The organism is Nonomuraea sp. NPDC050547 (assembly GCF_044457345.1).
Taxonomy (GTDB): Bacteria; Actinomycetota; Actinomycetes; order Streptosporangiales; family Streptosporangiaceae; genus Nonomuraea.
Genome location: NZ_JBITGW010000003.1, coordinates 301623 through 316551, shown reverse-complemented (window position 1 = coordinate 316551; position 14929 = coordinate 301623). Strand labels below are relative to the sequence as shown.

Here is a 14929-nt window from a genome sequence, read left to right as displayed (position 1 = left end):
GTCCAAGGCCACAGCTTGGCCGTCCAAGGGCCTCAGCCTTCGGTGATCTGGGCGTCCAGGGGCTCGCCGTACCCGCCGAGCTGGACCTTCACCGACGCGACGTTCTCGGGGGGCGCGGGCAGCAGCCCCCACAGCGTCACCTCGGCGCCGGCGGGCAGCACGTCGAGCTTGCCCGGCATGAAGCCGGAGCTGAGCGTGCCGACGAAGTCGAAGTAGGTGGGCTCGGCGAACCCGCACAGCTCGTGGCGGCTGCCGGGGCCGCTGACCGACAGCTGTCCCGTGGTCAGCTCCTTGGGCGTGAAGTGGTTCTCGTACGGCAGCGGCGCGGGCTCGGAGCCGGGGTTGGTCACCTTCACCGAGGCCAGCAGATAGCCCGACAGCCGCCGCACGCTGTCGACCTCGGCCCGCAGTCCGGCACCGGACAGTTCGCCGCCGGAGACCGGCGCCTCGGGCTCGCGCCGGCCGTCGACCTCGACCTCGACGCGCCGGTTCTTGGCCCGTCCCCGGGGGTCGTCGCTGCCGTCCGGCTTGGCGTTCGGGGCGACGGGGTCGCTCTCGCCGTGGCCCTTGGCCCGGTAGTCGAAGGAGTCGCCGAGCGAGGGCCCCAGCGCCTGGCGGACCGCCCGCGCCCGGCGCTCGGACAGCGTCTGGTTGTCGGCGTCGCCGCCCACCCCGTCGGTGTGGCCGTCGACGGTGACGGTGCCGGAGGAGGCGCCGACCCGCTCGCCCAGACCGGTGATCGCCGACCTGGCCGCCGGTGACAGTTTGGCGCTGCCGAACTCGAACAGCACGTCGCTGGGCAGCGTGAACGCCTCCTTGCCGCCCTTGCCGACCTTGCAGACCAGCGCGCCCACCTGCGCGCCGCCCTGCCCGGGCGGCACCGCGCCGTCCTCGGGCCCGGCGGGGCCGATCGGCACCATCACGGGCCGCAGGCCGTTGAGCGCCACGAGCAGTTCGGAGGTCTCCCCGGGCGGCGCGGTGAACACGGCCGTCACCGGCGTGCTCCCACCGGGCTCCACGTCCACGTCCTCGCTGATGCGCCCTTGGCCGGAGTTGCCCGCCAGGCCGTAGGCGGTGCCCGTGACCGGGTCGACGAGGGCCACGAGCCGTTCGCGGGCGTCCAGGCCGAGCGCGCCGAGCGACAGCTCTCTGTCCGTGCCGTTGAACAGGTCGAACCGCAGCGCCAGCTCCTTGTCCCCGGACCTGGCCAGGCGCAGGTTCCTGCCCTCGACGGGCAGCGCGGTGGAGACGGCGGGGGCGACGATGCCGGGATCGGGCCGCCGCGGCCGGGGCTTGTTCGCGCTCGGCCGTGGCTCGTCCTCCGTGGAGCGGGGCTCCTCCCCCGCGAGGGCGGAGGGTTCCCCCGCGGGGGCGGAGGGCTCGTCTCGCCCGGCGGCGGTAGGGGGGAGCACGCCACAGGCGGACAGTCCGATGACGAGGGCCAAGCCGCAGGCCAGGCGCCGGGTGTGAGGGGTCATGGCGATAGCGTGCCGGGGGCGCGTTCCACGGACGTCTCACCGGCGTCTCACGCGAACCGCCTCGCGGAGAGCAGCGCTCTTGACACATGCGCTCTCATTCGAGAGCATTGCTCTCACAACAGAGCAATGCACTTCAAGGAGAACCCGATGCCCGCCCCTCGTCTCACCTCCGCCGCCTTCGCGGCCACCGGCCTGATGTTTCTGCTTTATCCCGTTCTGCGGCCCTCGGGGGACGACGCGGCGGCCATGGCCTCGGCGAACTGGGTCATCGGGCACCTCGCGGCCATGCTCGGGTTCATCCTGCTCGGCCTCGCCGTACTCGGGCTCCACCAGGTCCTCGGCGACCGGCTCTCGCTGCGCGCCGCGGTCGTGACCTGGATCGGCGCCGGGCTGACCCTGCCCTACTACGGCGCGGAGGACTTCGGGCTCAACGTCATCGCCAAGCGCTCCCTGCGCGACGGCGCGCCCGCGCTGATGGAACTGGCGCAGGAGTTCCGTTATGGGACGGTCGAGGTCACGATGTTCGCAGGTGGCCTGCTGCTGCTCGGCGTCGGCGCGGTCATGGCCGCGGTGGCCGTCTGGCGCACGGGCGTGCTGAACAAGTGGAGCGCGGTGCCGCTGGCGGCCGGGTTCGCCCTGTTCATCCCGCAGTTCTTCGCGCCGGTCTACGCCCTGCGCATCGCCCACGGAGTGCTCATCACGCTGGGCGCGCTGTGGCTGGCCGTGGAAATGTGGCGCTCGCGAACCGCGTGAAACAAGAACTTCCTCCCACTCCTGGCGGCCTGAGCGGTTGGATCACGCTCCGGGTGGGAATCCCATCACGGTACCAAGCGTTAGACACCGTGGGAGACAGACCCCCCATCTTAGTGGGGGCCCTGTAGGAGGCATTTAGACATGGGCGAGCGCGCACTTCGTGGCACCCGGCTCGGGGCAACCAGCTACGAGAACGACCGTAACACGGATCTGGCCCCGCGCCAGGAGGTGTCCTACACCTGTCCGAAGGGCCATCGCTTCGAGGTTCCGCTTGCCGCTGAAGCCGAGATCCCCGCCACCTGGGAGTGCCGCATGTGCGGCGTGACCGCGGTGCGCGTGGACGGCGAGCAGCCGGAGTCGAAGAAGGCGAAGCCACCGAGGACGCACTGGGACATGCTCCTGGAGCGGAGGTCCATCGAGGACCTGGAAGAGGTGCTCAACGAGAGGCTGGCCGTCCTACGCGCCCAGCGTCGCAAGAGCGCCTGACACATTCTCACGGTGAAGCCCCCGGGCCCTGACGGGTCCGGGGGCTTTGGCTTGTCCGCGACGGCCGCTCAGCCGCCGTCGCGCTCCTCCCTGATGACCTCGCCGTGCACGACCTTGCCGCCCGACGGGTCGGCCGGGGAGCTCTGGTCCGCGCGCTGGAAGGGCACACCCAGGTTCGCGTACGGCGAGGCCGCCGCCATCGCCTTGACCCGGCGGGCGAAGAACCACGACCCGAGGCGGCGCATCATCGGCCGCGTGAACGGCAGCACGCACAGGAACCCCGCGATGTCGGTCAGGAATCCCGGCGTCAGCAGCAGGGCCCCGCCCACGAGGATGAGCCCGCCGTCGGCCAGCTCTTTGTCCGGCATGCGCCCCGACTGCAGCGACTCGTTGATGCTGCGCCAGGCCCGGCGCCCCTCGCGGCGCACGATCCACGCGCCGAACAGGCTGTCGGCGATCAGCAGCGCCACCGTGGTCCAGCCGCCGATCACGGAGCCGACCTGGATGAGCACCCAGATCTCCAGCACGGGCACGACCAGGAAGGCCAGGAAAAGCAGGAGCCGGACCATCGATTTCCTCATTCGGGCAGGCGGACGCCGTCTACTGACGGTACAACGTCCGGGCCGCCCCGGACGTTCCGCGCGAGGACGGCGTCAGCGGCGGCGGCGCAGGCGTGAGGGCAGCCCGGTGACGCCCCAGAGGCTCACCCGCCACAGCGCCTCGGTGATGACCTTGCCGCTCATCTTGCTGACCCCGTTGACCCGCTCCACGAACGTGATCGGCACCTCGCGGGCGCGCAGCCCGCTGCGGACGGTGCGCAGGGTGAGGTCGACCTGGAAGCAGTAGCCCTGCGACTCCACGCCCGACACGCCGATCTTCTCCAGCGTGGCGGCGCGGTAGGCGCGAAAGCCCGCCGTGGCGTCGCGGATCGGCAGGCCCAGGATGAGGCGCACGTAGACGTTGGCGCCCCGGGACAGGAACTCGCGGTGCGCCGGCCAGTTGACGACCTTGCCGCCGGGCACCCAGCGCGAGCCGATCGCCAGGTCCGCGCCCTCGGCCAGCGCCTCCAGCAGCTTCGGCAGCTCTTCGGGCTGGTGGGAGCCGTCGGCGTCCATCTCGACGAGCACGTCGTAGCCCTCGCTCATGCCCCAGCGGAACGCGGCGATGTAGGCGGCGCCGAGCCCCTGCTTGCCCGGCCGGTGCAGGACGCGGACGTGGTCGTCCTTGGCGGCCAGTTCGTCGGCGAGGTCGCCGGTGCCGTCGGGGCTGTTGTCGTCGACGATCATGAGGTGCGCGTCGGGCACGGCGGCCCGGATCCGTTCGGCGATCAGCGGCAGGTTGTCACGCTCGTTGTACGTGGGTACGACGATGAGCACCCGGCCAAGCGTCTCCATGGTCAGTCGTTACCCCATCCGATCGTCTCGGCGCCTGCCGCGCCACGCGGCGGCGCCTACGGCCCCCACACCCATCACCATCAATGCCCATTCGGGCGCCGCGCCCACCGTGGTGGCGAGCGTGGCCCGGGTCCTTACGGGCACCTTGACCACGTTCATGTCGGCGACCCCCTCGCGGGTCTGCCAGGAGACCTTACCCTCCGGCGTGACGAAGGCGGAGATCCCTGTGGTCGCGGCGGTCACCACGGCTCGATTGTGCTCCACCGCGCGCAGCTTGGACATGGCAAGTTGTTGCGGGGGAAGATTGGACAGCGCGTAGGTGGCGTTGTTCGTCTGCACGGCCAGCGGCGTGCCACCGGCCCTGACGGTCTCGCGGACGGTCGCGTCGAAGGCCACCTCGTAGCAGTTGACGGCGCCGATGGTGACCGGGCCCATCCGGAGGTCGCCCGGCCTGGTGCCCGCCACCGACTGCCGCCCGACGAGCCTGGCCCGCTCGAACAGCGCCAGGAAGACCTCCTTGAACGGCGTGTACTCGCCGAACGGGACGAGCTGCTGCTTGTCGTAGTAGGCGCCGGGTCCCTTGACCGGGTCCCAGACGAGGCTGCGGGTGGCGCGCTCCGCGTCGCCGATCGAGACGACCGCGCCGACCAGCGTGGGCACCCCGACGTCCTTGACCGAGTCGTCGATGACCGAGCGGGCGAACTCGCTGCGGTAGGGGTCGATGTCGGTGGAGTTCTCGGGGAGGATGACGATGTCCGGCTTGAGTACCTTGCCCTCGCGCGCGGCCTGGGCCAGGCGCTTGGTCTCGTTGGCGTGGTTCTGCAGGACGATGGCGGGTTCCTCGCCGAAGGCGTACATGCCCTTGCCGGGCACGTTGCCCTGGACGATGCCGATGTTGATCGACCTGCCCTCGTCGCCCGGCCGCGGGATCGCGAGCGCCGCCAGCGGTACGGCCAGCGCGAGCGCCAGCGGCGCCACCGCCAGGCGCCTGTCACGCGGCTCTGGGGCGCCGGTGGCCCGGCGCAGCGCCGGAAGGTGCCGGACGGCCGCGTAGGCGATCAGCGAGCCGCACAGCGCCACGACGAAGGTCACCAGCGGCACGCCGCCGAGCGCGGCGTACGGGGTGAACGGCGACTCGCCCTGGCTGAAGGCGACCCTGGCCCAGGGGAAGCCGCCCACCGGGAAGGTCGAGCGGCACCACTCCATGCCCACCCACAGCGCCGCCGGCCACAGCGGCCACCAGGGCAGGCGCAGGGTGAGCCGGGTCAGGAAGGCCCAGGCGGCGTAGAAGAGGCTCTCGACGCCGACCAGCGCGATCCAGGCGTCGACGCCGATCGGGCTGACCCACCACAGGGTCGGCAGCAGGAAGACCACGCCCGCCAGGTAGCCGAGCCAGGCGGCGCGGCGGGGGCGGCAGCCGTACACGGAGATGACCAGGAGCGCCAGGCCGATCGGCGCGCTCCACCACCAGTCGAGCGGCGGGAAGGCGAGGAAGAGCGCGAGCCCTCCGGCGACGGCGGCGGCCACGCGGGCGAGCAGGCGCGCGGGCGGTTCCTTCGGCCACGTCACCGACGGCGTGGCGGGCGCGGCGGGGCCGGGGAGGGGCGAGGGCGGTGGGGCCGCCGCTTTCTCCTGCACCACGCCGGTCTCCTCGCGATCGCTTCAAGCCGTCGCGCAAACGGTACCGCCTGGCCGGGGCGATCGGCTCCGCGCCTGGCCAGGAGTGCCGCACCTGGCAGGGTGACCTCGCGGGCCGTCGGCCGCGAGATCACCCGGCGCTTGTGGTGATCCACTGGCACGGGAGCGGGAAGAGGGCCCGGAAACCCTTCGGACCGGACCCGTCTCGTCGGCGGCGAGCGCGGAATTCCGTTGTCTACTGGGCTACCGGGCCCGTCCCGGGTCCAACCCCCCGCCCGGTTGGGGTGCCCCGACTCGACGGACCGACGGCCCTGCACCTGGCTGTGTGGACGGAGTCGCGCACAATTTGTCACGCTCCGTCACGGACGCAGGATCCGACGATGTCAGAGACGGCCAACCGGCCAAGTCCCGTGCTGGACTGCGCAGCAAACTACCGACTCCAACTCAGATGTCAACCGTGTCCCGATCAGCGGAAACATCAAGTTTTCGCAGGTAGTCCATGGGAGCGGCAGGGGGACCGGGCGGTGACCCGCCATGACCCAGCCGGGGAGCCGCCGCGCTAAAACCCATTTGTCGGTCCATTTCCTCGTGGCCGCAGGCGGCTCAAGGCGGGCCCCAGCGGGCGATCGTGGGCGACGCCGAGGCGTTGTGTGGCGCGGGTCAGGGCCACGTAAAGATCGCTCGAACCGCGCGCCGACTGCTCGACGATCAGTTGCGGTTCCGTCACGATCACGGAGTCGAACTCCAGCCCTTTCGCGTCCGCCACGCCCATCACCGCCACCGGCGCGTCCAGCGCGGCCGCCCCGCCGCCCACGGCCGTGCCGGGCACCGCCGCGGCGACGCTCGCGCCGAGCGTGCCGACCAGGACGTCCGGGGCGACGACCACGACCTTGCCGCCCTCGCCCACCTCGGCCTTGACCAGGTCGGGCAGCTCGGTCAGCGGCGCCGACCAGGGCGTCGCCCCGCTCTCGCGCACCGAGGTCGGCGCCCGCAGCTCGAGGTCGATCGTGGCCAGCACGTCGGCGGCGACCGCCATCAGCTCCACGGGAGTGCGGTAGTTCACCGTCAGCTTCTCCTGGCGCCAGCGCCCGGCCACATAGGGGTCGAGGACGTCGGCCCAGGCGCGCGCCCCGGCCGCCGAGCCGGTCTGGGCGATGTCGCCCACGATCGTCATCGAACGCGTGGGAATGCGGCGCATCAGCGCCCGCCAGGCCATCGGCGACAGTTCCTGCGCCTCGTCCACGATGACGTGGCCGTAGGCCCAGGTGCGGTCGGCGGCGGCTCGCTCGGCCGTGGTCAGGTAGGGACCGCCGCCGCGCTGGCGCTCGGCCAGCCGCTCGGCCTCCATGACATCGGACAGACCGGTCAGCTCCAGGACCTCGCGCGCGTAGGCGAGCTCGGCCTCGCGCTCGTGCTCCTCGGCCTGGCGGGCCGCGGCGAGGTCCTCCTCGGCCTGGGCGGCGCTGGCGCGCAGCACCTTCTCGTCGATCTCGCCCAGAAGCTCGGCCGCCTCGTCCAGCAGCGGGACGTCGGACTCCGTCCAGTCCCCGCCCTCCCTGCGCAGCAGCGCGCGTTCCGCGGGGGTCAGGACGGAGGCGGCGTAGTCGAGCCGCTCGGGCGAGCCGTACAGGCCGAGGAGGAGACGCTGCGGCGTCAGGTAGGGCCAGAAGCGGTTGAGCGCCGTGCGCACCACCTGCTCGGTGCGCAGTTCCTCGCGCAGGTCCGCCAGTTCCTCGTCGTCGATCAGGCCCTTGCCCATCTTCTTGGCCGCCTGGCGGGCCAGGGCGTTGAGGATGGACCGCACGAACACCGTGCGCGCCTGGTTGTGCGGGCGGCGCGAGCGGACCGCCTTGTTGCGCGCGGCATCGAGCATGCCGGGCTCGATCGTCAGTGTGTAGCGGCCCAGCGGGAGCTGGACGGGCTTGCGCTGGACGCGCTGGCGGTCGCGCACGGCCCGCGCGATCACCTCGGCCATCCTGATGTCGCCCTTCAGCGCCGCCGCCTGCGGCCGGTCGCGGGCGGTGGCGTTCAGGCCCGGGTAGAGCTCGCCGACCGTGGACAGCAGCACGTCGGTCTCGCCGAGCGAGGGCAGCACCTGCTCGATGTAGCGCAGGAAGGTCAGGTTGGGGCCCAGGATGAGCACGCCGCGCCGTTCCAGGCGCTCGCGGTGGGTGTAGAGCAGGTAGGCGGCGCGGTGCAGCGCCACGACCGTCTTGCCCGTGCCGGGGCCGCCCTGGACGACCAGCACGCCGTTGAGGTCGGCGCGGATGACGCGGTCCTGCTCGGCCTGGATCGTCGCCACGATGTCGCGCATGCGGCCGGTGCGCTTCTCGTCCAGCGCCGCCAGCAGGGCGGCCTCGCCGTTCAGGGTGGCGCGGTCGGCCTCGCTGATCCCGTCGAGGTCCAGCAGGTCGTCGTCGACCCCCACCACGGTACGGCCGCGCGTCTGCAGATGCCGGCGGCGGGTGACGCCCATGGGAGCGGCCGGCGTGGCGCGGTAGAACGGCTGGGCGACCGGCGCGCGCCAGTCGATGAGCAGCCGCTCCTGCTCGTCGTCGGTGAGGCCGAGCTTGCCGATGTAGAGCCGGCCTTCCTCCGTGTGGTCCAGCCGGCCGAAGACCAGTCCGCGCTCGACCGCCCACAGGCGGGCCAGGCGGTTGGCGTACATGTCGGCGAAGGTGTCGCGTTCGGAGCGGTTCTGCATGGTGCCGACGGCTCCGGTGGCCAGGACGTCCTTCAGCTGGCTCTGGGTGCGCTCGCGCAGCACGTCAAGCCGGGTGTACAGGCGGGAGACGTACTGCTGCTCCTTGGCCAGCTCGGTTTGACGGGCGGTGGTGGGACCACTAGTGTTTGTGGTGTTAATGGGACACTCCGGGCCATTCTGCTAGTTGTTACGACAAATCACGACCTTAGCATGCCTGTTGAGACACCCAGGATCTTCCTTTCCTTGAGACGGTCACGTCTTGGTTTCACCTCTTGACCGATCCTGCCAGGACTCCGTACGTTCACACCAAGTTAGGAAACTTTCCTAACCCTCAACCCAGGAGTCGGGAGCCCCAGATCCCGAGGGTGAGGACGTGGCGAGGGAGATGTCGTGAGTGGTCCGGTTCCTGGTACTCCAAGTCTGCTCCGCGCGATCAACGACCGCGCGGCCCTGCAGGCGCTCCTGGAGCGAGGGCCCCTGACGCGCCCCGAGATCGGCACCCTGACCGGCCTGTCCAAACCCACCGCCTCCCAGCTCCTGTCCCGTCTGCAGGACGCCGGCCTGGTGGTCCTCGACGGGATCAGGGAAGGACTGCCGGGCCGTACAGCAGAGGTTTACCGGATCAACCCCGCCGCCGCCTACGTCGGCGCGCTCGACGTCACCCCCGATCGCGTCCAGGCGCGGGTCGCGGACATCACCGGCGCCGTCGTGGGCGAGTACACGCTACCCACGACGCGCCGCCCCTCGGGCACCCTCGTCGAACGGCTGCGCGCCGCCCTCGACGGCGCCAACGCCCCCGGCCCGCTGCGCCGCGTGGTCATCGGCGTTCAGGGCGCCATGGACCCGACCACCGGCCGCCTCGGCTTCGCCACCGCCAAGGACGTGCCGGGCTGGCTGATCCCCGACCTGGTGCCCACCCTCGCCGAGGGCCTGGACGCGCCGGTCGACGTCGAGAACAACGTCAACCTCGTGGCGCTGGCCGAGCAGGCCCACGGCGTGGCGCGCGGGCACGGCGACTTCGTGCTCCTGTGGGCCGACGAGGGCATCGGCATGGCCATCGTGCTCGGCGGGCGGATGCACCGCGGCGCCACCGGCGGCGCCGGCGAGGTCGGCTACATGCCCACGCCCGGCGCCCCCACCGCGCGGGAGGCCGGGCGCTACGCCAACCACGGCTACCAGGCGCTCAGCGGCGGCCCCGCCGTACAAACACTTCTCCAGTCCTACGGCGTGCGCGGGTCCGACTTCCGCCAGGCCATCGCCAACGCCACGCGCGCCGCCCAGGGAAGCGGGCAGCGCGCCGACGACGCCAGGGCGGGGCTGCGCGATGTCGCGGCCCGGCTCGCGGTGGGGCTGGCCTCGATCACCTCGGTGATCGACCCGGCGCTCATCGTGCTGACCGGCGGCACCGTGCTGACCGGCGGCGAAACCCTGCGTGAGCTCGTCGAACACGAGCTTCACGCGCTCACCACCCTTCGACCTCAGGTGCGCTTGTCGACCATGGAAGGCAATCCCGTCCTCGCCGGCGCGCTCGACCTGGCCCTCGACACAGCCCGTGACGAGGTCTTCAGCAGTACGGTTTCCACGCCATGAGGAGGCACCCCCCGTGCGCTTCGTCCCCCTGGCGGTCGCCGGGCTCACAGCCCTGGTCCTGACCGCCTGCACAGCGGGCAAGGAAGCGGCGCCGTCACTCGGCGCCCAGCCCAAGCCCTCAGGATCGGCCTCGCAGGCGCTGCCCGCGGCCACACTCGAACTCTGGCACGGCTTCGCCACCGATGCCGAGGCCAAGGCGTTCGAGGACTCTGTCGCGGCCTTCACCAAGAAGTTCCCGCAGATCACCGTCAAGACCAAGAAGGGCGTCCAGGACGACCAGATCACCGCGGCCATCCGCGGCGGCAAGGCGCCCGACGTGGCCGCGTCCTTCACCACCGACAACGTCGCCCAGTGGTGCAAGTCGGGAGCGTTCCAGGATCTCACCGCGGTCATCAAGCAGGACGGCATCGACCTGTCGGTGCTGCCCGAGGCCTCGCGCGCCTACACGGAGTTCGACGGCAAGCGGTGCACGATGCCGCTGCTGGCCGACGCCTACGGCCTGTACTACAACCGCGCCCTGATGAAGGGCAGCGAGCCGCCCAAGACGCTGTCGGAGCTGACCGAGCTGACCAAGAAGCTCACGGTCCGCGACGCCAACGGCGACATCAAGGTGGCCGGCTTCATCCCCAGCGCGCAGTACTACGAGAACAGCCCGTCGCACCTCGGCCCGATGGTCGGCGCCAAGTGGTACAACGACGACGGCACCTCGGCCATCGGCACCGACCCCGCCTGGAAGCAGTTGCTGACCTGGCAGAAGGAGCTGGTCGACTGGTACGGCTACGACAAGCTGGAGAAGTTCCGCAAGGGCCTGGGCGACGAGTGGGGCGCCGAGCACCCGTTCTTCAAGGGCAAGGTCGCCATGATCCTCGACGGCGAGTGGCGCAACGCCATGATCGCCAATGACCCCAAGGCCAAGAGCCTGGACTACGGCACCGCCCCCCTGCCGGTCGCCGACGACAAGCCCGACCTGCACGGCAGCGGCTTCACCGCCGGAACCGTCATCGGCGTCCCCAAGGGCGCCAAGAACCCGCAGCACGCCTGGGAGCTGATCAAGCACCTGACGACCGACACCGACTCGCTGGTGACGCTCTCGAACGCGCTGCGCAACGTGCCCACGACCAAGGCCGCGATGGAGTCGCCCAACCTGGCCAAGGACGACAACTTCAAGACCTTCCTCGACATCTTCGCCCACCCGAAGACCTCGACGCTGCCCGCCAACGTCAACAGCGTCTTCAACCAGGACGCCTTCTCCACCTTCATGGCCTCCTGGGAGAAGGGCCAGGTCAAGGACCTGGACGCCGGGCTGAAAGAGGTCGACAAGCGGATCGACGACAAGATGAAGCTGTCCGGAGGCTGATGTGGCTTCCCGCGCTCACGCTGCGCCGCCGTCCCGGTGGCGGCGCAGCGAGGGCCTGCGCGCCCTCGTGTGGCTGTCGCCCTGGCTGGTCGGGATCTCGATCTTCTTCGTCTACCCGCTCGTGGCGACCGTCTACTTCTCCTTCCACCGCTATGACCTGTTCACGCTGGAGTTCATCGGCCTGGACAACTGGCGCTACCTGTTCAAGGACGACCGGGTCTGGACCTCGATCCAGAACACGCTGTGGCTGGTCGCGTTCATGGTCCCGGCGCAGCTGATCTTCGCGCTCGGCGTGGCCCAGCTCATCACCCGGCTGAAGTCCGGCCTCGGGCTGATCCGCACCATCGTCTACCTGCCCTCGCTGGTGCCGATGGTGGCCGGCACGGTGGCGTTCGTCTTCCTGATGAACCCCTCGACCGGCCCGTGGAACCAGATTCTGGCACTCGTCGGCATCACCGGCCCCGACTGGTTCGGCAACCCCGCCTGGTCGAAGCCGAGCCTGACGCTGCTGGCGATGTGGAGCTGCGGCAACATGATCGTCATCTTCATGGCGGCGCTGCTCGACGTGCCCAAGCACCTCTATGAGGCGGCCTCCATCGACGGGGCGAACGCCTGGCGGCAGTTCCGCAGCGTCACCCTGCCGATGATCTCGCCGGTGCTGCTGTTCTCGACGATCACGGCGGTCATCTACGCCCTGCAGTACTTCACCCAGGCGATGATCGCCTCCCGGGTCGCGTCGGGCTCCACCGACTCGGCCGGGTCGGTGTTCACGCCCGGCTATCCCGACCAGTCGCTGCTGACCCTTCCGCAGTGGCTCTTCCACGCCGGCTTCCGCGACTTCTCCATGGGCTACGCCTGCGTGATGGCGCTCCTGCTGTTCGCGGCGGCGATGTTGTTCACCACGGTCCTGCTGCGCAGGTTCCGTTACGCGGAGGAGGTCTCATGAGCGCCACCGCGACCGCACCCGCCCGGCGGCGCGCCGTACGCGCACGCCCGGCGGCCGGCGCCCGGCGCAGGACGCTCGTGTGGATCGCCAAGCACGCGATCACCATCGTGCTCTGCATCATCTTCATCGCGCCGCTGGTCTTCGTGTTCCTGACCGCGCTGATGACCGACGAGCAGGCGCTCACGAGTGATCTGTGGCCGCAGACGTGGAACTGGTCGAACTTCGCCGCCGTGTTCGCCAAGTCGAAACTGGTGCAGTGGACGCTCAACACGTTCATGTACGCGGCGCTGGCGACGACGTTCACGCTGCTGTCGTCGATCCCGGTCGCCTACGCGCTGGCCCGCTTCCGCTTCCGCGGGCGCAAGCTGGCGTTCCTGCTGGTCATCACCACGATGATGCTGCCGCCCCAGGTGGTGGCCGTCCCGGTCTACCTCATCTGGGCCCGCTTCGACCTGACGGACTCACTGTGGCCGCTGATCCTGCCGATGCTGCTGGGCGACGCCTTCTCGATCTTCCTGATGCGCCAGTTCCTCGTCACGATCCCCCGCGACTACACCGACGCCGCCCGCGTGGACGGCTGCTCGGACGTCAAGACGCTGTTCAAGGTCATCCTGCCGATGGCCCGCCCGGCGATCGCGGCGGTCGCGCTCTTCCAGTTCTTCTACTGCTGGAACGACTACTACGGCCCACTCCTGTATGCGGGAGTCGACCAGGAGGGGTGGACGCTATCGCTGGGTCTGGCCACCTTCAAGGCCTTCCACAGCGTGCAATGGAACCTCACCATGGCGGCCACGCTGCTCGTGACGGCTCCGGTCATCATCATCTTCTTCCTCGCGCAGAAGGTGTTCATCGAGGGGGTGACATTGACGGGGGTGAAGGGCTGATCCTGGCCATCGACGGGGGCAACAGCAAGACCGACGTCGCTCTGGTCGCCGCGGACGGCCGGGTCCTGGCCACCGCTCGCGGCGGCCCGTTCACGCCGCACACCGACGGCGTCCCCGCCGCCGTCGCCACCGTCCTCCACACGGTACGGCGGGCCGGCATCACCACCTCCCCCGCGCTGGTCGCGGCCTTCCTGGCCGGCGCCGACCTGCCCGCGGAGGAGGAGATCCTGGCGGCCGAGTTCTCCCTCCAGGGCTTCTCCGGCCGGATCGTGGTCCGCAACGACACGTTCGCGCTCCTGCGGGCCGGGGCGTCGGGACCGTGGGGAGTGGCCGTCGTCTGCGGCGCCGGCATCAACGCGGTCGGCGTCTCCCCCACCGGCCGCGTGGCCCGCTTCCCCGCCCTGGGGAAGATGTCGGGCGACTGGGGCGGCGGGCAGGACGTGGCGGAGGAGATGCTCTGGCACGCCGTACGCGCCGAGGACGGCCGCGGCCCCGCGACCTCGCTGAGCACGCTGGTCAGGCGGCAGTTCGCCGTCGGGTCCGTCGAGGAACTCGTGCTCGACCTGCACTTCGGCCGGATCGATCCGGCCCGCGTACTGGAGCTGGCGCCCGGGTTGTTCACCGCCGCCGGCTCCGGCGACGCGGTGGCCGCGTCCCTGGTCCGGCGGCTGGCCGAGGAGGTGGTGGTGATGGCGGAGGTGTGCCTGCGGCGGCTCGACCTGCTGGAGACGCCCACCGAGGTGGTCCTGGGCGGCGGCATGCTGACCGCGCGGGACCCGCTGATGACGGCGCTGCTCGACGGTGAGTTCGCCGGGCGGGCGCCGCGGGCCAAGCTGCTCGTCGCCGACGTGCCGCCGATCGCCGGGGCGGCGCTGAGCGGCCTGGACCTGCTCGGCGCCACCGAGGAGGCCAAGGCCCTCCTGCGCGCCCAGTACGCGCCCCGGCTGCCCTGAACGGCTTCCCCGCCGCCAAGCGGGGAGCCTGTTTAGGCGTTCTGAGCTGCGGATACTAATCACCTCGGCAAGAGTTTCGCGACTCTGGGTGATGGTGTGACCACGTTGTGTTCGCAGATCGGATCGGCACGGTGGCCGGCGGTGCTGGCCGCGTTCTGGTTGTGTGTCGCGCTGTGGTCACCCGGTCACGCGGCCTGGGCGGCCGAGTCCGTCGCGGTGGCCTCGGCCGTACATCTGGGTGAGGAGTGCGGCACCGACGAGGCCGGTCCGCGCGGCACCCGCCGCCCGCCCGTGAAGCGGCCGCGCGCCGCGGCGGGCCGCCCTCTTCCCGGGGTACGGCGGGCCGTGGCGCGCACCCGGGCGGCCGGGCGCACCGAGCGCCTGGTCCTGCTGAGCGTCTGGCGGCTGTGAGCGGCGGGAGACCACTCCCCCGCCCGTCAGCCATCCGCACCGAACGCCAGGAGGGTGCTTCGCCATGCGCGAAACCGACGTCTTCTCCGAGATCTGGACCTTCTTCTGCCAGCGCTGCTCACACGTCTGGCAGGACGAGTACGAAGCCCGCCACCTCGACGACGGGCACGGCGGCGACGCCGTCGCCTGGCGCCACCACGGCGTGCACAGCATGCCGCCGTGGGCGCACGCGACGTGCGTGAGCTGCGACGGCGTCATGGTCACCGTGCTGCCGGCCATTCCCGGCCAGCGCTGAGCGCCGCGGCGGCCTCCCCGTGCGCCGGGGAGGCCGCCGC

General features: G+C 71.0%; 14 protein-coding genes. 9 read left to right on the top strand and 5 right to left on the bottom strand.

The features are described from left to right. Nucleotides 1-32 precede the first annotated feature (32 nt). Nucleotides 33-1478 (bottom strand): OmpA family protein, encoded by a 1446-nt coding sequence (locus ACIBHY_RS09050; protein WP_397306364.1) that lies wholly within the window; start codon nt 1476-1478, stop codon nt 33-35. Between the two features lie 147 nt (nt 1479-1625). Between ACIBHY_RS09050 and ACIBHY_RS09045 the strand changes: the two genes are divergently transcribed. Beyond that, a complete protein-coding gene (locus ACIBHY_RS09045; RefSeq protein ID WP_397249807.1) occupies nt 1626-2231 on the top strand; it encodes a hypothetical protein in 606 nt (201 codons plus the stop codon). A gap of 141 nt (nt 2232-2372) precedes the next feature. Continuing rightward, nucleotides 2373-2717, top strand: coding sequence for an RNA polymerase-binding protein RbpA (locus ACIBHY_RS09040; RefSeq protein WP_184968423.1), 345 nt, complete (start codon nt 2373-2375; stop codon nt 2715-2717). 68 nt (nt 2718-2785) lie between these two features. On the opposite strand, the gene ACIBHY_RS09035 is transcribed toward ACIBHY_RS09040, so the two are convergent. The 4 genes from ACIBHY_RS09035 to ACIBHY_RS09020 form a co-directional block, all read right to left on the bottom strand. After that, on the bottom strand, nt 2786-3286 hold the full coding sequence (locus tag ACIBHY_RS09035; RefSeq protein ID WP_397249809.1) for an FxsA family protein: 501 nt from the start codon (nt 3284-3286) through the stop codon (nt 2786-2788). Nucleotides 3287-3370: 84 nt separating this feature from the next. Then, nucleotides 3371-4111: a polyprenol monophosphomannose synthase gene (locus ACIBHY_RS09030; RefSeq protein WP_397306363.1), complete on the bottom strand. Its 741-nt coding sequence runs from the start codon at nt 4109-4111 to the stop codon at nt 3371-3373. 9 nt (nt 4112-4120) lie between these two features. Then, the gene (lnt, locus tag ACIBHY_RS09025) at nt 4121-5752 is read right to left on the bottom strand and encodes an apolipoprotein N-acyltransferase (protein WP_397249813.1); all 1632 of its coding nucleotides are present in this window, start codon (nt 5750-5752) and stop codon (nt 4121-4123) included. 556 nt (nt 5753-6308) lie between these two features. Next, on the bottom strand, nt 6309-8453 hold the full coding sequence (locus ACIBHY_RS09020; RefSeq protein ID WP_397306577.1) for a HelD family protein: 2145 nt from the start codon (nt 8451-8453) through the stop codon (nt 6309-6311). A 390-nt stretch (nt 8454-8843) separates the two neighbouring features. Here ACIBHY_RS09020 and ACIBHY_RS09015 point away from each other — a divergent pair, with 390 nt between their 5' ends. The 7 genes from ACIBHY_RS09015 to ACIBHY_RS08985 all read left to right on the top strand — a co-directional run bounded on the left by ACIBHY_RS09015 (nt 8844) and on the right by ACIBHY_RS08985 (nt 14889). After that, the gene (locus tag ACIBHY_RS09015) at nt 8844-10043 is read left to right on the top strand and encodes an ROK family protein (protein ID WP_397306362.1); all 1200 of its coding nucleotides are present in this window, start codon (nt 8844-8846) and stop codon (nt 10041-10043) included. Between the two features lie 13 nt (nt 10044-10056). Further along, on the top strand, nt 10057-11400 hold the full coding sequence (locus ACIBHY_RS09010) for an ABC transporter substrate-binding protein (protein ID WP_397249815.1): 1344 nt from the start codon (nt 10057-10059) through the stop codon (nt 11398-11400). A 1-nt stretch (nt 11401) separates the two neighbouring features. Beyond that, complete coding sequence (locus ACIBHY_RS09005) at nt 11402-12346, top strand: carbohydrate ABC transporter permease (protein ID WP_397249817.1); 945 nt, start codon at nt 11402-11404, stop codon at nt 12344-12346. After that, nucleotides 12343-13230, top strand: coding sequence for a carbohydrate ABC transporter permease (locus ACIBHY_RS09000; RefSeq protein ID WP_397249819.1), 888 nt, complete (start codon nt 12343-12345; stop codon nt 13228-13230). Before ACIBHY_RS09005 ends, ACIBHY_RS09000 begins: the two co-directional genes overlap by 4 nt. Beyond that, nucleotides 13116-14183: an N-acetylglucosamine kinase gene (locus tag ACIBHY_RS08995; RefSeq protein WP_397249821.1), complete on the top strand. Its 1068-nt coding sequence runs from the start codon at nt 13116-13118 to the stop codon at nt 14181-14183. The genes ACIBHY_RS09000 and ACIBHY_RS08995 overlap by 115 nt, the downstream gene beginning before the upstream one ends. A gap of 96 nt (nt 14184-14279) precedes the next feature. Continuing rightward, nucleotides 14280-14594, top strand: a complete 315-nt coding sequence (locus tag ACIBHY_RS08990) for a hypothetical protein (protein WP_397306361.1) — start codon at nt 14280-14282, stop codon at nt 14592-14594. 64 nt (nt 14595-14658) lie between these two features. After that, nucleotides 14659-14889 carry a hypothetical protein gene (locus ACIBHY_RS08985; RefSeq protein ID WP_397249825.1) on the top strand — a complete coding sequence of 77 codons (231 nt, stop codon included), beginning with the start codon at nt 14659-14661 and terminating at the stop codon, nt 14887-14889. Nucleotides 14890-14929 lie beyond the last annotated feature (40 nt).